This window comes from Marinibium conchae (genome assembly GCF_015595035.1).
Taxonomy (GTDB): Bacteria; Pseudomonadota; Gammaproteobacteria; order Enterobacterales; family Alteromonadaceae; genus Glaciecola.
Map to the genome: position 1 here is coordinate 382,800 of NZ_JADNRN010000002.1, position 22,625 is coordinate 405,424.

Annotated in this window: 19 protein-coding genes; 7 read left to right on the forward strand and 12 right to left on the reverse strand. The window is 43.2% G+C overall.

The window, feature by feature from the left end:
• Positions 1-6 precede the first annotated feature (6 nt).
• From ISG33_RS09465 to ISG33_RS09490, 6 genes are all read right to left on the reverse strand, one after another.
• Positions 7-432 (reverse strand): response regulator, encoded by a 426-nt coding sequence (locus ISG33_RS09465; RefSeq protein WP_195733357.1) that lies wholly within the window; start codon positions 430-432, stop codon positions 7-9.
• A 202-nt stretch (positions 433-634) separates the two neighbouring features.
• Positions 635-2,023, reverse strand: coding sequence for a DUF3300 domain-containing protein (locus ISG33_RS09470; protein ID WP_195733358.1), 1,389 nt, complete (start codon positions 2,021-2,023; stop codon positions 635-637).
• A gap of 87 nt (positions 2,024-2,110) precedes the next feature.
• Positions 2,111-2,692: an acyloxyacyl hydrolase gene (locus ISG33_RS09475; protein ID WP_195733359.1), complete on the reverse strand. Its 582-nt coding sequence runs from the start codon at positions 2,690-2,692 to the stop codon at positions 2,111-2,113.
• Positions 2,693-2,737: 45 nt separating this feature from the next.
• Complete coding sequence (gene ribA, locus ISG33_RS09480) at positions 2,738-3,355, reverse strand: GTP cyclohydrolase II (RefSeq protein ID WP_195733360.1); 618 nt, start codon at positions 3,353-3,355, stop codon at positions 2,738-2,740.
• A gap of 73 nt (positions 3,356-3,428) precedes the next feature.
• Positions 3,429-6,461 carry an EAL domain-containing protein gene (locus ISG33_RS09485; protein ID WP_229333519.1) on the reverse strand — a complete coding sequence of 1,011 codons (3,033 nt, stop codon included), beginning with the start codon at positions 6,459-6,461 and terminating at the stop codon, positions 3,429-3,431.
• A 60-nt stretch (positions 6,462-6,521) separates the two neighbouring features.
• Positions 6,522-8,036, reverse strand: a complete 1,515-nt coding sequence (locus ISG33_RS09490; RefSeq protein WP_195733361.1) for a protein adenylyltransferase SelO — start codon at positions 8,034-8,036, stop codon at positions 6,522-6,524.
• A 74-nt stretch (positions 8,037-8,110) separates the two neighbouring features.
• Here ISG33_RS09490 and ISG33_RS09495 point away from each other — a divergent pair, with 74 nt between their 5' ends.
• Both ISG33_RS09495 and ISG33_RS09500 read left to right on the forward strand, forming a co-directional pair.
• A complete protein-coding gene (locus ISG33_RS09495; RefSeq protein ID WP_195733362.1) occupies positions 8,111-8,464 on the forward strand; it encodes a c-type cytochrome in 354 nt (117 codons plus the stop codon).
• Between the two features lie 113 nt (positions 8,465-8,577).
• A complete protein-coding gene (locus ISG33_RS09500; protein WP_195733363.1) occupies positions 8,578-9,246 on the forward strand; it encodes a glutathione S-transferase family protein in 669 nt (222 codons plus the stop codon).
• A gap of 1 nt (position 9,247) precedes the next feature.
• Here ISG33_RS09500 and recQ read toward each other — a convergent pair whose 3' ends face one another.
• Positions 9,248-11,065: a DNA helicase RecQ gene (recQ, locus tag ISG33_RS09505; RefSeq protein WP_195733761.1), complete on the reverse strand. Its 1,818-nt coding sequence runs from the start codon at positions 11,063-11,065 to the stop codon at positions 9,248-9,250.
• Positions 11,066-11,364: 299 nt separating this feature from the next.
• On the opposite strand from recQ, the gene ISG33_RS09510 reads away from it, so the two are divergent.
• From ISG33_RS09510 to ISG33_RS09530, 5 genes are all read left to right on the forward strand, one after another.
• The gene (locus ISG33_RS09510) at positions 11,365-11,601 is read left to right on the forward strand and encodes a type II toxin-antitoxin system Phd/YefM family antitoxin (RefSeq protein ID WP_195733364.1); all 237 of its coding nucleotides are present in this window, start codon (positions 11,365-11,367) and stop codon (positions 11,599-11,601) included.
• Between the two features lie 26 nt (positions 11,602-11,627).
• Positions 11,628-12,050, forward strand: coding sequence for a type II toxin-antitoxin system VapC family toxin (locus ISG33_RS09515; RefSeq protein WP_195733365.1), 423 nt, complete (start codon positions 11,628-11,630; stop codon positions 12,048-12,050).
• A 21-nt stretch (positions 12,051-12,071) separates the two neighbouring features.
• Positions 12,072-12,992, forward strand: coding sequence for an EamA family transporter RarD (gene rarD, locus ISG33_RS09520; RefSeq protein WP_195733366.1), 921 nt, complete (start codon positions 12,072-12,074; stop codon positions 12,990-12,992).
• A gap of 246 nt (positions 12,993-13,238) precedes the next feature.
• Positions 13,239-14,843 (forward strand): ATP-binding cassette domain-containing protein, encoded by a 1,605-nt coding sequence (locus ISG33_RS09525; protein ID WP_195733367.1) that lies wholly within the window; start codon positions 13,239-13,241, stop codon positions 14,841-14,843.
• 179 nt (positions 14,844-15,022) lie between these two features.
• The gene (locus ISG33_RS09530) at positions 15,023-15,799 is read left to right on the forward strand and encodes a hypothetical protein (RefSeq protein WP_195733368.1); all 777 of its coding nucleotides are present in this window, start codon (positions 15,023-15,025) and stop codon (positions 15,797-15,799) included.
• A gap of 40 nt (positions 15,800-15,839) precedes the next feature.
• On the opposite strand, the gene ISG33_RS09535 is transcribed toward ISG33_RS09530, so the two are convergent.
• From ISG33_RS09535 to ISG33_RS09555, 5 genes are all read right to left on the reverse strand, one after another.
• Positions 15,840-17,405 carry a polyamine aminopropyltransferase gene (locus ISG33_RS09535; RefSeq protein ID WP_195733369.1) on the reverse strand — a complete coding sequence of 522 codons (1,566 nt, stop codon included), beginning with the start codon at positions 17,403-17,405 and terminating at the stop codon, positions 15,840-15,842.
• Positions 17,399-17,839 (reverse strand): adenosylmethionine decarboxylase, encoded by a 441-nt coding sequence (speD, locus tag ISG33_RS09540; RefSeq protein WP_195733370.1) that lies wholly within the window; start codon positions 17,837-17,839, stop codon positions 17,399-17,401. The genes ISG33_RS09535 and speD overlap by 7 nt, the downstream gene beginning before the upstream one ends.
• An 87-nt stretch (positions 17,840-17,926) precedes the next feature.
• Positions 17,927-19,159 carry a winged helix-turn-helix domain-containing protein gene (locus ISG33_RS09545; RefSeq protein WP_195733371.1) on the reverse strand — a complete coding sequence of 411 codons (1,233 nt, stop codon included), beginning with the start codon at positions 19,157-19,159 and terminating at the stop codon, positions 17,927-17,929.
• 96 nt (positions 19,160-19,255) lie between these two features.
• The gene (locus tag ISG33_RS09550) at positions 19,256-19,492 is read right to left on the reverse strand and encodes a TIGR02647 family protein (RefSeq protein ID WP_195733372.1); all 237 of its coding nucleotides are present in this window, start codon (positions 19,490-19,492) and stop codon (positions 19,256-19,258) included.
• Positions 19,493-19,546: 54 nt separating this feature from the next.
• Positions 19,547-22,624: an efflux RND transporter permease subunit gene (locus ISG33_RS09555; RefSeq protein ID WP_195733373.1), complete on the reverse strand. Its 3,078-nt coding sequence runs from the start codon at positions 22,622-22,624 to the stop codon at positions 19,547-19,549.
• Position 22,625 lies beyond the last annotated feature (1 nt).

Genomic DNA, 22,625 nt, shown 5'->3' on the forward strand with positions numbered 1-22,625 from the left:
AGTGTTCTATTCCCCAACTTTGGGCTGCTCTACATTAACTTTCCGCAGTAGTTTGATGATGCGATAGTCTAACTCTTTGGGCTGAAAAGGTTTACTGAGATAATCATTTACGCCAGCCTTAACAGCTTCTAATACTTGCGCCTTCTCTGTGGCTGCAGTTAATAAAAGAAACGGTATGTCACGATGTAACTCTGATTCCTTCACTAGCTTGAGTAGTTGAATACCTGTCATTTTTGGCATGTCCCAATCGCAAATAATAAGGTGGTAGTGCTTTTTATTTAGCATTTTCCAAGCCATTTCGCCATTGCTTGCGGTATTGATTTTTTCAGCCCCCAAGGCTCGCACACAAGATACAATGAGACTTATCATTGATTCCATGTCATCAATAATTAAAATATCTATTTTCTTTAAAAGTGCGATTGGGTCTTTCAATTGGATTCGTTTTTTGCTTTGTTATATCTAAAGTATAGCGGCATAAATGAGAAACTATTTAATAAATAGCGTATTTAATTATGTAAAATGCGCCTATGCCTAGCGTATTCAGACCAGTACCCATAATCTGGCTATTAGCATAGGCGCCTGCGACAAAGTTCGTGAATAGCCTTTCGACTTGTTAGGAACTTGTCGCAAAACCTTACTTCTTTTGCGTTCTCAAGTTGTGTCTCTGCTGCTTGGGCCTGTTGTTACTGCTTTTAGAGACTCTACGCTGCTGAGAGCTTTGTATTTTTCTCGAGTCAGAGCGTTTAATTTTTGTTTTAGTGATCGACCGGCTCTTTTCTATCTTGGTTTTTTGTATTTTAGTTTTCTCTATTATCTTTACATTGACCTTGTCTTGCGACTTAAAATTTCGCTGTTTGTTGTTTTGCTTAAACGGTGTTGTCTGATATTTCTTGTCGCTGTGCGACTTTTCAATGCGCTTTTTACTGATGGTGCGAGAGTGTTTGTTCTTATCGCCCATGTAACGTTTGTCGCTCGACTTTATTTTTCCGAAGTCGCTGTGTTTGTTTGTTACCCACTTATTTCTACTAACGTTGTTATGTAGTCTTTTACTACCCGCATATTTCTTTCGCTCTACATGGCGAGTATGCCTCGCTGTTGGCTGCCAGCGTTGATACTCTTTGTGATACACACGCTTATGTCGAGGGTTGTTGTATCGGTAGTGACGTGCGTTTCTATATGACCAATCACGATTAATCGAAACGTAGCGGTTGCTCCAGTGAATGCCACCAAACAGCAAGCGAGTTCCAATGTAGGCGCCCGGACTAAAATAGATGTGGCGATGGCGATAGTGACGCGCATAATAGGGGCGAGACCATCTGTATGAATAACTTACGTGCCAAGTTGGGCCATATATCGAGCTAATATCGTAGTAGGGAACGTAAACTACGTTATGTCTGCGAGGTTGAATAACAATAACTTGTTGTTGCTGTTCTTGTTCAACAACAACCTCAATTTGGTCGTCGTCTTGCAGGTTGCCTTCCTTGTATGCCAGCTCGCGTAGATGTTGAACTCGCTGCAGCACGAGCTCTTGGTTTTCTTCAAAAGCCTCACCCAAGTCATTCAACCAACCCAAATCATCACTCATATTGTTAAGAATGTCGGGAAAAGCAGTTAACGCAACAACAGAAGCGTCCCAACCATAATCGAGCGCGTCATCTTGAATCGATTCGATCGTATTTTGGTCTAGGCCATTTTTTTCGTAATCATCGATATCAAATTTTGGATGTTGCTGAATGAAACGTGCAGCTTCGATCACTTCCAGCGGATAGGTAGAAGCAATTAATATATGCGTAAGAAGCGAATCAGGATACAAGGCAATAGGTGCCAAAGCTGCATCAAGTTGTTCAAATTCTTGCTGAGTTTCTTGAAAACCGTAAATTTTGTTCTGGGGAAGCGTTGCAGCCTGAGCGAAATGCATACCTACGGTTAACGAAAGCGTTAACAATGCAGTGTAACCAAGGGTTTTGATCACTGCACCAGAGTTTCTGGTTTTAGGTGTTAATATTGCTTTGTTAGTTTTCATAAATGTATCCTCCTGCTTGGATACCCTTATTTATATAACAAGTAAACTTAACTGAAACTGAACACTTAGATCACACAGAATGACAATTTAGAATTGGTAGTAAAACTCAATCATATGTAAATCTGCACCCGTAGTATCTGTGCCATAAGCTCTGCCGTCGGAATAATGCTGAAAGCGGTAACCTAGGCGCGTGCGACTAGTCAATTCGGTGGTGGCTCCGAAAGTAATAGCGAATTGTACGGGGCCACCAAAATCTTGTACTCCAAATTTATTGCGAGTAAAAGCGGCCAGGCCAAAGCCAGCATTAAACGTTACGCTTTCGCTGTTATTTCGAAGCATTAGCTCTGGGATTGCCGATAGGCTGATTGCATTTTCGTCAAATGTTTTGAGAATACCGGCGCTCAGCATTAAATTTGTGCCTAATTGCCAAGAATCACCTTGGTATATGGTGCAGGGAAGCTTGAAATTTACAGCAGTGTCAAGCGCATTGAATTTTTCAACCGCGTCGTCGCCTAAGAAGGTTTGTTCGGCAAAGCGAGCCCGAATGCTCATGCTGTGCAATTTCCAAGGCATCTCCTTTAGCTCTTTAATGCTGCAGGCTGAGGCACCTGCAGAGTAACATCCGATAATGAGTATTCCGCCAAAAAGAGACGCAGCTCGCATTCTCATGCTTTATTCCTTATTCTCCAATAAGAATGCCACTATGACTGCCAATTATTTAAGCTTATCAGCATTGAATTTGTGACCTAACTTTTCTGTTTTTGTTTTTAGGTAGTTTTTGTTTGCATCAGTGACGCCATGGTCAATGGGCTTGCGACTCACTACGTTAATACCCATGTCCACTAGCGCTTTTAGCTTCTTCGGGTTATTCGTCATTAATTCTACTTGTGAAACATCCAAGGTATCGAGCATGGTCTTACAAATGCTGTAATCCCGTAAGTCAGCGTCAAAGCCCAGATGTTCGTTTGCTTCTACAGTATCGTAGCCTTCGTCTTGTAAACTATACGCTTTTATTTTGTTAAGCAAGCCTATGCCACGACCCTCTTGGCGAAGATATAACAATACGCCATGGCCGTGCTCTACGATGTTCTGCATAGCTTTTTCTAACTGGAAACCACAGTCGCATTTGGTACTGAATAAGGCGTCGCCGGTTAAGCATTCTGAGTGGATACGAATAGGTACGATATCGCTTGATTGCCAATTACCGTAGGACAAGGCAATATGTTCTTGCTTAGTTTTTGTGTCAACAAAGCCATGTATTACAAAGGCACCAAAACGAGTTGGTAATTTCGCTTTGCTAACAAATTCGAAAGATTGATAAGGGTTACTCATAAACTGCTTCAGTTGCCTTAAAGTAAGCGATAAGTGGGGATAATAAATCGTTTTGCAAGTGCAAAGCGCTTAACTAACGCTCATTATACGACACAAATGCTGATAATGGGTCAGGTTTCGCGACACAAAAGCCTTGAGCAAAATCGACTCCCATCTTACCTAATTGAACCATGATGTCGTCAGACTCCACAAATTCTGCAACTGTTTTGATACTCATTGCTTCGGCGACATCTTTAATCGACGTGACCATGGCCAGATCAATAGGATCATTGAGGATGTCGCGCACGAAGTTGCCGTCGATTTTTACAAAATCAACAGGTAGGTTTTTGAGATAAGCGTAGCTAGAAAAACCCGTACCAAAGTCGTCGAGAGCGAAGGTACAGCCGAGGCGTTTGAACTGCTTGATGAAATCTACCGCATCTTTCATTTTGATGATGGCCATCGTTTCGGTAATTTCAAAGCAAATCTTGTGAAAAGGAATGGCGTACTTCTCAAAGGCGCTAAGCAAGTAGAAACGAAATTCTTCGTCGGATAGCGAAGGCCCGGAAATATTTATATTGCACTTACCTAGTTTTGTAATGTTATCGCTGTGCTCACTTAACCAAGCAAAGCAATTCTCAATCACCCACTTATCAATTTTATTACTCAGATTGTATCGCTCTGCAGCAGGAATGAAGAATTCAGGCATAACAAGGTTGCCGTCAGTAGATTTCAACCTGACTAAAATTTCAAAATAGTCCAGCTCATCATTTTGATTTAAGGGGCGGTAATGCTGATAGTGTAACTCAAAGGAGTTGTCGTTTAAGGCTCTATTGACTTCACTTATCCAGTAGAGTTCACGTTCGTAGTTTGGGTTAGTACCCATGCTTCTGGAAAAAGTATGTACTTTATCTCGGCCGTTCTCTTTCGCCACAATACAGGCCGTATCAGCATAACTTAGGAGCTCTTCAGCGCTGACGGTATTGCTCTCATGTTTGGCAATACCAATACTAACGCTTTGCTTGAAGAGATGCCGATCCCACTTAAACTTGAAGTTTCGCACCTGTGCAAGAATATTGAGAGTTGTTTGTTCTATTATCGCTTCGTCTTCATATTCGATGAGCAAGCCAAATTCATCAGCACTTAAGCGAGCGAAGGCATGATGATTTTTCACTACTTCATGAAGCTCATGGGCAAGCTCCTTGATGAACACATCTCCTGCAGTATGCCCGCATGTATCATTGATGATTTTAAATTGGTCGACATCGATATAAAACAAGGCAAAGGTTGTGTCGTTATGGTTGGTGGCCGAAATTTTTTCGTCCAATAGTTGCAGAAAATAGCGCCTGTTATAAAGGCCTGTTAACTGGTCATGGCTATTCAAATACTGCATGTTAGCAAGGTCAATTTGTCTTTCAGTGATGTCAAATACACTACCAAAATGTTCGGCTACAGCCGCTATATTTGCTGGCTTGGGAAGGTTGCTAGCTTTTGCTGTTTGTGCCGATATCGAGAACCAAAATTCTCGCCCGTCTTGGCGTTTGCCTCGAACTTCTTTGCCTAATACCGCTTGATGCGACGACAGCTCACCTAACAGTAAGTCAGCTTCAATGCTATCAGCGAAGAAGTCGTGGAGCTTCGGGTTTTTATTCAGGCACTCTTGGCTACTTTCAAAGCCAAATAGTTGCGCGAATGCAGGATTTACCTCAAGTATTCGACCATCGATAGTCGCAGAGTAGAGGCCTTCAGCTGAATTCTCAAAAATAGTAGAGAAACTACCTAAGTGTTGAATAACCTTATTTTGTTCGTCTTGCTGGCGAAAGATAACAGAGTGTTCGCGGCTAATGATTGCAACACCGACCAACATAATACCAAAGCAGGTGAATGCGAAGGGCAGTACGGCGGAGTAACTTAAATGACTCGCTCCCTGTGTGAAAGACAAAACTTCCAAAGCGGCGACAATACCGATAGCCACCCAGCCGCAAAAGTAAATAACGGTGCTGCGCAGGTCAACCGACGAGCGATAAATCAAGGTCGCGAACAACTTACTGATTAGGAAAACAGCAACAATCCCGATAAGAGAAATGAGCTGCCAAAAATCGTTATAGAGAAACATAGTCACGATGGGTACGATCAATAAAACATAATGCGCTCTTAACCATAAAGGCGACACTGGGGCAAAAATATCTCTGCCAATTTTTATTGCAGCAAACAAGGTAATTGTTAAGCTTAGCGCGGTAATTTCTGCGGCAAACCCTGGTAGTTTGAAAAGCTTAGGAAGCATACCTTCTGCTGAAAGCAGAGTTGTCATAGAGGCAACGGCAAATATTGAAAACCAAAAACGTGCCGGTGCGTTTCTGAGCATGTAGGTAATTAAAAAATAGGTAGCTAAGAGTGACAGACCGCCGCTTAGCGCACCTAAAAGTATTAAGCGAACATTGCTTTGTTGATTGAACTCATCTGCGCGCCATAGTTCGATTGGCAGCATTGCTGGGCCGTCGTCATCTACTCTGAGGTATAGGCTAACAAGTTGGTCGGGTCGGGAAGTCATTGCCATTTTGAACCCATGCAAGTCGCTATTGTTAGATGCAGGATTCATATTGTTTCGTTGTATAGATTGAATTATTCGACCTTGCTCATCCAACAAAAATCCATCAACGCGATCGATGAAGGTATTGCCTGCAATAAGCATAAAATTTTGATTAAAATTGGTGTTGTTTTTTATCTGTAAGCGCAACCACAGAACTTTGTCATCAGGAATAGGGTCAAGACTATAGCTTTCAGACCAATCGTTCAGTTGCACCACATCAGATAACAAAAGGTCTTTGCTTGTATACTGCAGTTGAGCAATAGATTGTAGGCCCAATGATGGTGACACATCTGCTGTATCTACTATTCGAATGGGGTTGCTTAACTCATCAACAGGGTCGACGAGTCTATTCTGCGCAAGGCTAGCAGTTGAGCCTATAAGGAGGCTAATAAGAAGCACCGATAAACAGGAGAGCATCGATAACGGCATAAGTAGCAACTTCTGCGTAAAACGAATATTCAAACCCTGAGAGTCCCTACAGTTGAAAGAAGTAACAGTGTAGTCGTATTTCTGTGCTTCTGTGAAGTATTTATTCATTATATTTGCGAATAGTAACAATATAACTTGCTGATTCTTATAATGAAAGCGCTTCAATTTCTAACTGCTGCAAGATAACGAAATGCCTTTGGATGACGTATCGGGGGCTTTAGCAAATTGCGCCATGCCTTGTTGCTCGCTAAACGGTTGCTTAAGTGCCTCAAGTAAAGCCTCACATAAGGAAAAGTCATCTTCTTCTGCGGCTGCAATTGCTGCTTGGGCAAGATGGTTTCTAAGTACGTATTTAGGGTTGACCGCGAGCATACGACTTTGTATTTGCTCCCACGATAGGTCATCTATTTTCATGACTATATTTATCACTTCATGATAATTAACGCACCATTGACGTACTCGGTTTGCGTCTATGAAGTCGTCAGATAATGCATTGTAATTTCGATCTTTAATAAGAAGTAAGCGTTCACTTAATAGACGAAATGGAATGTGATAATCCGCCTTCTCATCTTTTAAAATATTAAGCCACTCATGTACTAAGTTGTCTATTTCATTGGCTAGTTTGTCATCATTCGTGTCGTCGCCATCGCCGCCATTGTTGGAATTTGCATTGAGACTGGATATCGACAAACCCAAACGTGCGCGAACCAGACTTTGGTATTCATTCACCAAACACGGCTCGTAAGTGCTTAGTATTTCTTTTAATTCTTCAATCTCGACGAAGGGAGTAAAGGCATGCGCCAAGGCGTTTAAGTTCCATAGTCCAATACTCGGTTGTTGATCGAAAGCGTAGCGACCCGAGTGATCAGAACGATTACAAACATAGTTCGGAATAAAGTCATCAAGAAACGCATAGGGTCCGTAATCGAAGGTAATGCCATGAATGCTCATATTGTCGGTGTTCATCACACCATGGTTGAAGCCATAAGCCTGCCATTTGGCAATCATCAACGCAGTAGACCGCACGATTTTTAATAACATGGCAGCATGCGACGAAGCACAGTCTTGGAAATGGTGTGTGAAACAGAAGGCGAAAAGAGCGTCTAGCTGTGACGTTTGTTTGCTGTGGTAGTAATACTCAAAATGCCCGAAACGGATGTGACTTGGGCAGGTGCGGATCATCATAGCACCGCGCTCGCGCTGTTCTCTCACAACAGGCTCGTGAGAGCTAATTAGGCAAAGCGAACGAGAGCTTGGAATGCCCAAAGCATGCAGGGCCTCACCTGCTAAGTATTCACGAATGGTTGATCGTAACACAGCTCTACCGTCGGCATGGCGGCTATAAGGAGTTGGGCCGGCTCCTTTTAAATGAAGATCTATCAGTTGCCCATCACTGTTCTTAATTTCTCCAAGTAGAAGCCCGCGCCCGTCGCCTAAATTTGGATTCCATTGGCCAAATTGATGCCCGCCGTACTTTTGTGCGATGCTCTTATCTTGTAGTTCACCCTTATCAGAAAATAGCGATTGCAGAATTTTGTCGTTTTCAAACTCATTCCGCTGAAGTCCCAGTTCATTGATAAGGTCGTCGTTAAGCATAGCGACGCGCGGACGGCTGAGGGGGAAAGGCTGAACTGGACTACAAATATCGCTTAGCTCTGTGGCGTAGTGATGAAAAAGCTGCATGCTGGCTCGATTGAATTATTTGAATAAAAGTGTATGTTGGGATAATACGCGATTAAAGTAAAAAGGACTCAACTATGGCGAAATATTGCAAACAAAAAACGTTTAAACAGAAACTGCTACCTACTGTTGTACTGAGTTTACTGTGTGTGAGTTTGTCGGCTTGTGCTGATGCAGTGCTAAAAGGTGATGTTGAGCGAGGGCAAGAGATTTCAGCAGTGTGTGCTATGTGCCACGGCGATAAAGGTATTTCCAATGTACCCATTTATCCTAATTTAGCTGGCCAAAAAGAGCAGTATCTGGTGATACAACTCAAGGCCTTTCGAAGCGGTGAAAGGGTTAATATGGCAATGACTTCTCATGCGCAGAAACTAAGCGACCAAGATATCGCAGATTTATCCGCCTATTATGCGCAATTGAAGGTAAATTGAAATTAGCAAACATATCCCTTCCTACACGATTTCAATCTAAATAAGGATACAGGGAGTATCTAAAAAGCAGGTATCAAATATCAGTTGATGCGCGATCATTTTAAGGAAGCAATATGTTCACTCTACATCATTTAAATAATTCACGATCTCAACGCATTGTTTGGATGTTGGAAGCAGTTAATGCCGAGTATGAGATAGTAGTATACAAGCGTGATGCAAAAACCAACTTAGCACCAGACTCACTAAAGAAAATACATCCTCTAGGCAGGGCGCCAGTGCTCACGCATAATGGCAAAGTAATCGCTGAGTCGGGGGCAATATGCGACTATATTGCGCGTGAATTCCCAGAGTCTTCCATGTTACCTGCAGCGGAATCAGACAGCTTCAACGACCTACAGTTTTGGTCACACTATTCTGAAGGTAGCTTCATGCCACCCCTGGTCACCAGTATGGTTTTGGAAAAAGCGCGAGCTAAAGCCAAGCCTTTTTTTGTGCGCTATATTGCAGACAAAATCATTGATGGTGTAATGGACGCGTATTTCGGTCAGAATATTGCTGGGAATTTGTCTTTTGTCGAACAACACCTTGAGGGTAAATCGTGGTTTGTAGGTGATATGGTGACTTTGGCTGATATACAAATGAGCTTTGGTTTGGAGGCATTGTATGATGCGGGTAAACTCAAAGCCTTCAAGAACATGACCGCTTACGTGCAGCGTTTACGCAAACAAGAAAGTCACAAAATTGCGATGACTAAAATGGCAGAAGCTGAAGCTAAGGCGTAAATTATTGGGCAGCTAAGTATTCCTCAATGAGCTTTGTAAATGCACTTCCATAGCGCTCTAGCTTGCGTTGCCCTACACCATTTACTGCTAAGAATTCGGCTTTGTTGGTGGGTGTTTTTTCGGTCATGTCAGCTAAGCTCGCATCACTGAAAATGACGAAAGCCGGCACATTGTCTTCCTCGGCAATTTGTTTTCTTAAATGCTTCAATTTAGCAAACAATTGTCTATCAATATTACTTGGCTCTGCCTTGTTGCGCTTGCTTGTATCAACCGTGAGTTTGGGTATTGCTAGCTGAATTAACCGCTCGCCTTTTAACACTGCACGCGCAGCTTCATTCAGGCGCAAAATACCCGATTGTGTCATATCGATTCGTAGTAAGCCCTGGTGAATCAGTTGCTGGATGATATTGTGCCAGTAGGTATCGGACTGATCTTTACCAATGCCATAAGTACTTAGCTCATGATGTTGTGCATCAAGTATGCGCCGAATGTTTTTTCCGCGTAAAACATCGATAACGTATTGCACCGAGGTATCTTGTTTCAGACGGAGTACGCAAGATAGCAGTTGTTGTGCCTGCCTTGTGCCGTCAAACATCTTTGGTGGATCGAGACAAATATCGCAATTGCCACACTGTTCATCTCTGTAATCAGAGAAATAATTAAGAAGTACTTGCCGTCGACAGGTTTGTGCTTCAGCGAATGACTCCATGGCTTCGAATTTATGCATCTCAATATCAAAGCGATCTTGTGCAGTGCCCGTGGATATCCACTGCTTTATTCGAGCTGCATCGCGTTCGTCAAATAGCAAAAGTGCTTCAGCAGGCATACCATCACGACCTGCTCGGCCAGTTTCTTGATAGTAAGACTCAACACTTCGCGGAACATCGTGATGCACAACAAAACGTACGTTAGATTTGTTAATGCCCATACCGAATGCAACCGTCGCGACGACCACCTGCAAGTCATCTTTTAAAAACTGAGTTTGCACAAATTCACGCGTAGCAGTGTCGTGTCCGGCATGATAGCCGTCACATTTGATGCCTGCACTTTGCAGACGCTGAGTGAGGTCATCTACCTTGGCTCGACTTCCGCAATAAACAATGCCTGCAGCCCCTTCTTGTTGCTTAACAAAAGCCACAACTTGGTCAAAGCCTTTGTATTTTGCTAAAAGGTTGTATCGTATGTTAGGTCGGTCGAAGCCCCCCTTAAATACAAAGGGTTCGTTTAGGCTAAGTTGGTGCTGAATATCGACTTGTGTTGCATGGTCCGCAGTTGCTGTTAATGCTATGAATGGGGTGCTAGGAAAGTAGTTTTTTAGCTTGCCTAACATTCTGTAGTCTTGCCTGAAGTCATGACCCCAATGTGATACGCAATGCGCTTCATCTACTGCAATCAGATTTACCTCTACCTTCGCTAAGGAGTTAAGAAAGTAATTTTGCAGCAGCCTCTCTGGCGCAACATAGAGTAAATCTAACTCGCCAGCATATAGCGCATCACTCACTTGCTGGGCTTGCTCGGGCTCTTGTGATGAGTTCAAGTATGCCGCTTTTACGCCTTGTGTGGTAAGTTGTTGCACTTGATCCTGCATCAAGGATATGAGCGGCGATACTACGATAGTAACGCCATTTAACACCAAGGCTGGCACCTGATAGCAAAGTGACTTACCACCGCCGGTGGGTAGTAAAATTAATGCATCTTTGCCTCGAATCACTTGCTCTATAACATCGAGCTGACCCGGCCTGAATTCCGAGTAACCGAAACTGTCTTTCAACACTTTGTAGCAGTTTGCTCTAAGATCTTCGCCCTCATCAATGGCGATATCGGAAAGGTCTTTATTTAAGGCCTTGTCGGTCGATTTGGGCTGGCTTGCGCTAACATGTGTTTCGCTTACTGAATTCAATGACTTTCCTACCTAAGTTGAGTGCTAGATTCTACGTGGTTTTTATTGAGAATTCATGCTGTCTGTTAGCATTGTTCTAAAAAGTACTTTGTTTTTATGTCAGCACTTCAGTACGTCTTAATTTTGCAGATCTTGCAAGTTCACTTTGTCAGCTCTGTTTTCTTGTAGTAATGTAGTTACCCTGTTTATAAATTCACCAATAAACAACGAGGATAGCTATGAGTTCTGACACCTTCACTAGTCGTCAATTCAATCAAGACCCGAGCTCGGTAAAGCGAGCAGCCAAAAATGGGCCAGTAAAAATTACCGAGAGAGGCGTAGTTGCTTTCATGATGATGAATATTGATGACTATCTGGAAATTACGGGTAAAACGGCCACGATTGTTGATCTGCTTAGTACTAGCGATACGCAAGACATTCACTTAGACGTAGCTAAGTTTAAAACCACCAAGTAATACATTTTGATGCGTAGGAGTTTTATATGTTTTTATTAGATACAAATGTTGTGTCAGCACTACGTAAGCCCAGTGAAGCTGATAAAAATTTAGTAGCTTGGGCTAGCAGTCAGCAAGTGTTCAATTTATACGTTTCATCAATATCCATAATGGAATTAAAGTTTGCGATATTAGAAAAACGTAAAACCGACCCCAAAGCTGGCGAGCTTCTCAATGAATGGCTGCAGACTAGAGTATTAGAAGGTTTTAAAGGCAGAGTGGTTGCATTTGATGCTGAAATGGCGGAATATTGCGCCGCATTACACGTGCCTAATCCAAAGTCTGAACGCGACGCTATGATCGCGGCGACGTGCCTAGTGAATAACATGACCTTGGTGACGAAAACGCCAGCAGATTTCAAGCACATTAAAATTCCGACAATTAATCCTTGGGAAGCAATTTCCAACTAACATGTAGGCTGTATAACCGTATTGAGCCAGAACAACTCCGCTAGAGCTGGCGTATTTTTCGCTATCGCTGCATACACGATGTGGGGCGTTGCTCCTGTTTACTTTAAATTATTAGACACTGTGCCGGCCGTGGAAATGGTGATGCATAGGGTAATTTGGTCGGTATTGCTGTTAGCAGTTCTGATTATTGGCTTGCGACATGTAGATAAGGTCAAAGCCGCGCTGACCAACAAAAAAGTGATTGTGACCTTAGTCATTGCAAGTCTGTTGTTGGCGGCTAATTGGATATTGTTTATCTGGGCGGTGAATAACGATTACATGCTTGAAGCAAGTTTGGGTTATTACATCAACCCCTTAATAAATGTTTTTTTAGGTCGCTTGTTTTTAGGTGAGCGTTTGCGCTTTACACAGAAACTGGCGGTGGCAATAGCCATAACAGGCGTGGCTATTATGATTTTCAATTTTGGGTATTTACCGTGGATTGCACTAACACTTGCTTTTAGTTTCAGCATTTATGGTCTACTGCGCAAACAAGTAGCTGTAGATTCCTTGCCAGGCTTGTTTGTTGAAACAAGCTTCATGTTACCGGCCGCGTTAATCTATTGGGCTTTCTTTGCTAGTCAAGCGAGTGATCTGGTTCAAGGTGATGTGCAAACCACTGTGTTGTTAATCCTTGCTGGCGTAGTAACAACTGCTCCTTTACTGTGTTTTACAGCAGCCGCTAGGCGCATTCGTTATTCAACGCTTGGTTTTTTTCAGTATATTGGCCCCTCGTTGATGTTTATTTTAGCCGTTGCTGTGTATGATGAACCCTTAAGTACTGGTCGTTTGGTCACTTTTGCCTTCGTATGGACGGCACTAGCTGTATTTTCTTTTGACTCGTTAAAGCATTATCGCAAAGAGAAGAAAGAAAAAAAGCTTGCCGCTTTGCGGCCAGAATAAATATCCATTTGCTCCTTTACTTGCTAAGCTAACACTCACAAAATATTTCCCTTTACGTTTGGAGTCGCCACCGATGAATAAATAACACCTGTCATTCATATTTGAATCATCAGGGTTATTGGCTTCATTGTTTGGCGCAAGCTGCAGATCAAGATTAGTCTTCACTAAGTAGGATGCTTTCTAAGCATCATTTCGCAGACGCTTTCAATTGCTATCCCTGTTTCTTCAGTCAAAAAGGGGGCAACTATGGCTCATTTGCATATTCAAAAACTTTCATATAGCCATCACTCGGGCGAAAACTTGTTTAAAGATCTACACTTCACCTTACCGAATGGTCGAACAGCACTGGTGGGACGGAACGGTGTTGGCAAGTCGCTTTTAATTAGTCTTATCAAACATAGTGCGTTGTGTGGCGATAGCGACAATAAAGCTCAGGAAACGCTGAGTTCAGGGCAAATGACGGGTAGTATTGATTGCTCGGTGCTACCTCGTATTCTTGAGCAGCGTGTTATCGCAAAAGACACTATTGAAAACAGCAATCAAACCAGCCTTGCAGAAGTGTTTGGTGTAGCAAATAAATTGAAAGCCTTAAAAGCGATTGAAAAGGGTAGCATTGACCCCGCTCATTTCGAACTTGTGGGAGATGACTGGGCTTTACAAGAGCAACTCAATGCGCTTATTGGCGACGATAACATCCAACTAAACGATCCTGTCTCTCGTTTTAGCGGAGGGGAGTTAATGAAGCTATCACTGATCAAGCTATTTTCTGAGTTGGATAAAAACGATATTCTTATTTTGGATGAGCCAAGCAATCATCTCGACCTTGAGACCAAACATTGGTTGGTGAACAAAGTAATGCAGTTGCCCTGTAAGACGATGATTGTAAGCCATGACAAGCTACTTCTAGACACCTGCGACCAAGTCGCAGAGCTAAGTGCGAATGAAATAAAGTTGTTCACTGGCAACTTTGATGCATATCTTGAACATAGCTTGCAACAAAAGGCGGCAGCAGAGAGACATCTTCATCAACTTGATACTCAGAAAAAAACAGCCTTAAAACAGGCTCAAAGAGATAAAGAAAAAGCTCAAAAAAGAGCATCGCGCGGCGAGAAAAGTGCAGCGAAAGGAGGGCTTCCACGCGTAGTTGCTAATGCACGATCGTCAAAGTCAGAAAGTAGTGCTGCCAAAACGAAAGCTCAACACGAAGCTAAGCAACGACAGCTAAGTGTTGAGTTGTCAGCATTAAAACCTAAGAGTAAAGATAGCGAAATCTGTTTTAGATTTTCAGAAACAACAGATAAAAAGCGCTGCTTACTCAAATTAGATACTTTTCAAAATGGACACATGAGTCAAGCGATTAGTATTGCCGTCTATCACGGAGAACATTGGTATTTACCGGGCAAAAATGGCAGTGGTAAGTCGTCATTTTTAAAGTCGATAGCAAAAAATAAAAACACCTTATACATCGATCAGAATTGCTCATTTATGAATAGTGACTATTCACTTCTCGAAGTGTTATCGCAGTCATTGCCTGAGTCATCTGAACTTAGCTTTCGTACGCTTCTTGCTGGAAACGGCTTCAAAGGTGAACATGTTCACAAAAAAGTCGACATGCTAAGTGGCGGCGAGAAAATGCGTCTGGCGATGCTGATTGCAAGTAGCAGTACAAACTCTCTACTATTGCTTGATGAACCAGATAATCATTTAGACTTTGTGAGTAAGGGGCTGTTAGCTAGGGCACTTTCGGTGTTTACTGGCGCTTATATTTTAGTCAGCCACGACGAATATTTTGTTGGGCAATGTGGTGTTTCTAATACTTGCGATGCCCTAGCTTCTGATGCTGGCAACTAGAGCGCTTTCCGTGCGGTTCATGTGTGCGATAAAAATGTGAGTTGAACTTTTGCAATTAAGATGATTCGAATGAATTACCTTCAGCACACTTTTTGCCGACATTGATATCAAATAACAAACAACTCATTGCATTCTTGATGATATCAATTGTTTTGCACCTTATCCTTTTCTGGCTATTTATGAGTGTTAAGCCTGCGCCGCCGACAGTTGAAGAAAAAGTACTCAAGAGTTACGTGATATTTAATTCAACAATCAATGATGAAGCCGAAAGTCACACTGAGCCTCCGCAAAAGCTTGAGCTGAAAACAGAGCCTCAGCTTAACGAAGAGCCTCAGCTTAAACAGGAGACTCAGCCCAAGTTAGAGAATGACTTAGTACAAGAGCTGCAACTCAACAATGCCCGCATAGCTGAAGCAAAAGATGATTTTGCGACTAAGTCAGAGACAGTGATAAGGGATTTAGAGCCCGACCTAGAAAAATCACCTAAAACGCAGAATACTGCGCCAGAACCCTTATCGCCCAAAACGAGTAAGGAAAACCAAAATGCATCCTTATTGACATCGGATGTTAGCGTGGGAGATAGGCAAAGCACTACGTCACGCTATCTTCAAGATATAAACAAGCAGGCGTTACGCGACCTCTCGCGTGAAGCAAGTAGTAATTTTCGTCAGCCTCAGGCACTCGATAAACCATCAGAAGATGCCATCAATAGGCGACGGCAACAAGCTTTGGACAGCACCTTCGCGCCAGCAGACAGCGACATATCGGTTGTGTCACAAATGGGCGATGAAACGCTTATTCGCAAAGGCGACGCTTGCGTAAAAATTACGAAAACCGCGTTGGATGACCCAATGTGGCGAGGCCCTCGGCTGTGGACATCAAGCAATGGCTGCGGTGCACAAAACAAACTTCAAGAGCAGCTACAAAAGTCACTTGATAAACATTTGAAGAAATAAACAAGATCCTATAGCAGTATGTATGGGATGCTCTTAAACATTAATAACCAAAGCTTTTCCAGCCTTCTAAATAATAGGTGAGTAGTATGGGCTGGTGGATATTATTCACTTCAACGTCGTCAATTCTTTGATCTTTTGAAAACACTCGCATGGCGTCGAGCATATCCACATTTAGGAAGGTACTAGTCTCTAACTTTGATTTCTGGTGTGCCGTTGACAGTGGCCTGTCGCTTGCCATCACAAAGCCCCAATCGCCAAACGATGGTACGTCGGCATGGTAGGGTACAACGAAGTTAAAACCGCTTGCGCGAACCGTATTGTGAATGCTCCAAAAGGCCTTAGTTGCAAAATACGGACTTGTAGCTTGCGTCACAAACACACCGCCTTCGTTGAGGTTTTTTCGAAGTGCTTGGTAATACTGTTTAGTGTACAGGCGCGATAGTTCAATGGTGTTAGGATCTGGAAGGTCACTAACAATGAAATCGAACCCTTCTGTATTGTCCATTAAGAAATTAAAGGCATCGGTGTATACGATCTCTAATTTTGGAGATGCTAAACTTGCGCCGTTTAGCTTGCTTAGGTGTGGATTGGTTTTAGCTAATTCAACCACGCGCTCGTCAAGGTCGACGAGCACGATGCTGTCGATTTCAGGGTATTTTAAAAGCTCCTTTACCGCTAAGCCATCGCCAGCGCCAAGCAAGAGAACGCGCTTGCTGGTGGATTCTTTAAATATGAGTGGGTAGCTAACCAAAGCCTCATGATAGCGATGTTCGTCGCGTGATGAGAATTGGATGGTACCGTTCAAAAATAAACGAATATCATCTTGATTTTTGGTCAGGATAATTTTTTGATAAGGACTTTGTTCGGCATGTACGATGCGGTCGTTGAATAGCGCTTGATCCCATTCATATAGCATCTGGCTTGTGAAAAGTATGCCGCCAGCCAAGACAGCAAATGTCATTACAAGGTAAACCATGATACTGGTTTTCGCCTTACCAAGGCTGTCACCAAAGTAACGCATTAACACTGCAATAATACTGAGGTTTACCAAGCCCAACACGAGGGATGACTGAAAATTACCCAGTACAGGAAGCAAAAAGAAGGGAAACGCGATAGTGGCAATGAGTGCGCCAATGTAGTCAAAGGTGAGGATGTTCGCAATATTACTTTTGAGAGCCTTGAACGATTCCATCAAGCGGGTAAGAAAAGGGATTTCCAAACCAATCAAAAAGCCAATTGAGCAGGTTAAGCCAACATAGGTTGGAATGAGTAAACCTGAACTAATGTAACTTAAATATAAAAGCGGAATGCTCAATCCACCTAAGGTCGCTAGTGCGATTTCAAATTGAAGAAAGCGCGTTAGCAAATTGTCATTAATGTATTTTGAACAGAATGAACCCACTCCCATTGCGGCCATATACATGCCAATTGTGAGGGAGAAGTAACGCACGCTGTCGCCCAAAAAATAGGAAACTGTCGTTGCAATTAAGAGCTCATATACAATAGAGCATAAGCCTGCGACGAAAGCGGCATAGGTTAGTGCTCTGGCTTGTTTTTCATTCGTTGATTTTGAACTATTTTCTTCGGCTTGAGTTTTTTCTAGCATGACTTCGCATCGAATAAGTGGGGGGGGAGTTTTGGGGATTTTGCTTTGTTTTGTTCATGGCTTCGAGCATCGCCACGTCGATGCACAACGATTTCGTGCTGAGCAGGCCTAAAGTGCGCTAATAGGCTTGGTAGCGCATTTTCGGGTTCACAATCACCACACATGAAAATATCAATAGCGGCGTAAGCTCTTTCGGGCCAAGTATGAATACTAATGTGTGATTCGGCAAGTAAAGCGATGCCTGTTATTCCAGCGTTTTCACCAAAACTATGTAGGTGAATATTAAGTATCGTGGCTTTGCATGCGGTAGCAGCATTTTTTAAGGCTAGCTCTATTGAAGACGAGTTCGTAAAGTCTCTTCCGTCGTATAAATCTAATAATATGTGCCTTCCTGGCGCATAGTTGGAAGCAGTAACATGCACAGATTTAGACATTCTTTATTCCCAATGATGCCTTTAAAACAGGCGCTAAGACTATGGTATTCGCAAGTTTGTTGCAATCTCTATCGAGTCAATTAGCATCTAAAAACCCAGATTATCCAGAACCTTAAGTATTTCTTGTTTCATAAAGAAAGGTTCAACTCGACTTATTTCAACACTCTGACACTGTTGAAAGCGCATAAACTCTGCTATGGAGTGAGCAAAGCTTTTCACCAACTCATGGGTGTTTATAGCTTTGCTTGGTACAAGACTAGACTCAAAATGAAGAGCTTTTATTTCTAATTTTAGGGTCTTGCGGTGGGCTTTACAATCCATGCGGCCAATGAAACGATCGGCATAAAGAAGGGGCAGGCTAAAGTAACCAAATCTACGCTTTGCTTCGGGAACATAGCATTCGATTTGATAATCAAAATTAAAAATTTCACTTAAACGCTTTCTCTGAATTACTAAATTATCAAATGGCGATAGGATAAGTAAACGTTCACTTACTCTTTTTCTATTTCCTTCAAAAGCGCCTTTGTTGCATACAAAGCGTTGCGATGAAGGCATCAGTATTTCTTCGTATTTGCCTGAAGCTATACCTTCGTTTACTTGTTGTTTCACCATCGCTTTGAGTGCCGGATTTTTCCTTAGATAAGTAAATGCGCTGGTTTCTACAACGCCATGACAGCGAAGCTGTTGTGTAATCAGATGAGTTGCAAACTCTGTTATTGAGGGCGGACTTTGCTCAACATTTTCAGGCAGTACACGTTCGCTTAGGTCGTATATCTTTTGAAAACCATCTCTCTTAGCGACCATTAGATCGCCTTCCATATACAACTGCTCAATCGCTTTTTTAGCTGGTTTCCAATCCCACCAAGCTCCGCCTGGTTTTTTAGCACTCTCAAAGTCTCGTGATCGCATTGGTCCATTTTCACGGATTTGCTCAAGCACCTTAGTCATAAGTTGGCGGTCAGGATTTTTATACCAATGCGTTTGTCCTTTCTTTAAGGCAATTTTATAGGGCAGAGAAAATCGATAATCACTCATTGGCAAGAGAGCTGCGGCATGCGACCAATATTCAAAAATCGATTTTGATGCAAGCAGTTCGTCGAGCATGGTAGGGCGATAATTATCGACTCGCGTTCGAATTGCATGGTGATGGGCTCGTTCAACAACTGAAATAGTGTCGATTTGAACGTAGCCAATGTGTTTTATTGCCCTTAGCACCGCATTGCGGCCTTTGCCAAAGGTATTGGGCTTATGTAAGCCCTGAGAGCTAATCGCGATGCGCCTAAGATTAGCTCGTTCAGTTGGGGTTTTAATTTTTATCATAATAGCTAAAGTCAAGCCTCAAGACCAAGGCACTTGTTGGCAACCTCGGCTACGACACTGCTAACTGTTGCTTATTCGCCTTGAAGCTGCTTGGAACTAAGTATGCGTAAGTGCTGACCGAATTACCTGTGCATGTTCTGCGAGGTCGTGCCCTAAGTCGGTGAGGTAACCTCCATCGTTTTGCGTAACGATGCCCTTTTCATGCAAGCGTTTGGCCGCTGCAATCATTGATGGATCGGCGTCGTGGTGTACTTTGAGGCCTTGCATCAGGCTTTTATTTGGAAACTTTAATATAAGATTAAGTTCTTCAGTAAGTTCTTTCGTAAATGGCATCGTCGCCTCTTGTTATTTTTTTGTTATCTACAACTTTATAGTTGGCTAAAAAACCTAGTGAGTCAAATTTTCTTTTTTGTGTGTTGAAGCTAACACCATGTACACACTCGGCAACACCAATAGTGTAAATGCTGTTCCTACTAGCATACCCGCAACTAAAATTATGCCGATGCTATTTCGAGCCTCCGCACCAGCGCCCGATACCAATACCAATGGAAAGTGACCTAAGACCGTTGCTGCAGTTGTCATGAGTACCGGACGAAGCCTAGTTTTTGCCGCCACCTGGATGGCATCGATTTTAGCCAAGCCTCTTTTCTGCATGGTGTTGGCAAACTCGACTATTAATATGCCATTTTTTGCAATCAAGCCTACGAGGGTGATAAAGCCAACCTGAGAATAAATGTTAATCGTTGTGAAATCTAAGAAGGCAAACACCATCGCGCCAGCTAAGGCCAGAGGAACGCTACCCAAGAGCACAACAAGTGGATCTCGGAAACTATTAAACTGCACGGCCAGCACTAGGAAAACAAAAATTAAAGCAACCAAAAGCACACCTTCTAAGGTGTTTCCCTCAAGCCTAATTTGTCGTGACTCGCCTGCATAATCAATACTGTAGTCAATGGGTAGAATTTCAGCTGCAGCGTCTTCAAGTGCCCGTAAACCTTGCTCTTTTGTAGTGCCAGGGATCACTTCACCATAAATACGAAAGGCATTCTTTTGCTGGAATTTACTCAACACGCGGGGTGCTGTTTCGGTAACTAGGGTCGCAATAGAGCGCACGGGAACAAGGTCGCCATTAGGTGTTCTTATTTGCAAGTCGAGAATAGCATCGGGATTTGCCCTGCCTTGGTCATCTATCATGGGTATTACTCGATAAGCACGACCATCTTGGTTGTAGCGATTTACAAAGTTTCCGGAGAGTAAGACTGAAAGTTGACGACTAACCGAGGTCAAATCCATTCCCAAATCAGCCACTCTGCTGCGGTCTATGTTAAAACGCGCCTGCGGTAAGTCTATTTTTAAATCCGTTTCGGCGAAGAGAAATTTACCACTTTGATTTGCAGCGGCTACCATCTTATTGGCGTACACTTTCATATCATCGTATGAGTCTGTGCTTAGCACCACCAATTCAACTGAAAAGTTTCCAGAGGTGGGTAAAGCAGAATCAAGCACGGGAAGAGCTTTTAAGCCAGTAACGCTTGAAAGCGAAGCGAAGGCCTTCCAAAACATATCTTGCACGCTTTCATCGCGCTCACTAGGATCAACGAAGTCAACACCGCTAAATGCTCCTACGGGATTGACGATTTGCCACATAAATTTAGCACCCTCTAGCTCTTTCATGGTATCGACCACTTGGTCCATTTGCGTCATGCTATATTCTAAGGAGGCCTCCGGAGCCGACTCCACGATCACGTTTATGCTAGATTGATCTTCGGTAGGTGCTAGCTCTTTCAGTGAATATAGATAAAAGGGGATCGAGAGCAAAGACAAAAACAGCGCAATGCTTAGTACTTGTGCTTTATAATCTAATGTTTTGACTAGCAAACGTGAATATCGTTCTTGTAGGTTGGCAAAAATGCCATTGACTCTTTGCGTTAAACGTCCTTCTTTTCCGCCCTCTGGCGACGCATAAGCGCTCATAATAGGTGATAGTGTAATGGCGACAAAACCAGAAATAAGCACGGCAATCGCCAAGGTAAAAGCAAACTCTTTGAATAGCGCGCCAGTTAAACCCGAGAGAAGGCCGATAGGAGCATAAACAGCGGCTAAGGTAACCGTCATAGAAATTATCGGCGCCAATAGCTGTCGAGAGCTGGCAAGTGCGGCTTGCATGCGTGTCATTCCCTCTCGCATGTAACGCGCCACGTTCTCTACCACAACGATGGCATCATCAACAACTAAGCCGACCGATAGTACAATGGCCAGCACGGTCAGTAGGTTAAGGGTGAAGCCCATGAGCGACATCATGGCAATGGCACCAAGAATGGAAATAGGAATGGTGACCAGTGGCACCAGTGCGGTTCTAAACGATCCCATCATGGCCACAACAACCAAACCAACCAGTAATACAGTTTCAACTAAAGTAATGAAGATTTCACGCAAGGCACTGCGCATATAGAGGGTGCCATCGAAGCCATCAGTTATGCTAAGCCCTTGTGGGAGTGTCGGGTTTATTTTCTCGAGCATCTCGTAGAGGCGGTCGCCTATTTCTATTTCGTTAGCACCGGGCAGAGGCCAAACGGAAATATACAAAACAGTGTTCTTATCGAGGCGAGAACTGACTTGCCCCTCTTCTTCGCCCAAGCTAACGTCTGCAATATCTTTAATACGAACCTGAGCACCATCAACTTGTCGAATAACGAGATTTTCAAATTCCTTCACACTCGATAGCGATGTGTCGGTTAATAAGCCCACCCGTTGTGAGGAGTTTTCACTTCGACCAACGGTTGCGACAAGATTATTTGCTCTCAGTGCTGCGGATACATCATCGGCTGCTACATCGAGTGCTGCCATTTTTTCAGCATTGAGCCACACTCGCATCGCAGGGTTACGACCGCCTTCTAAACCAACACGCTGAACGCCTGGAATAGTCGATAAACTAGGCACCACTCGTCTCGACAAATAGTCGGTCACTTCAATACGAGACATTCCCGCATTTTCTTCATCAAAGTTTACGGTTAGGTAAAACACTGCGAAAGGACGATCGGCACGAACTACCTGCACGGCGGGATCCTCTGCACCCTCTGGAAGCTCAAATCGAATTTGGTCAAGGCGTGAAGACAATTCGGCGAGGGCTCGTGTGCTATCCACTCCCAAACGCAACCACACTGTGACCGAGCTAACGCCTGGTGTGGTGCGTGAATCAACATAATCTACACCTGGAACCGACGCCGCAGCGCGTTCGATAGGCTCAGTAATAAAGCCCTGCACAACTTCAGCAGAGGCGCCTACGTAAGGCGTTGTGATCTGTAAGGAAGCACTTTCGATTTTTGGAAATTGAAGAATAGGTAAATCAATCGCTGCGCGGATGCCAACTAAGACGAGCGCCAAAGACAGTACCAGTGACAAAATTGGTCGCTTACAAAATACGTCCATGATGGTTGGTTTACCGAAATCATTTGCTTGGCTCATT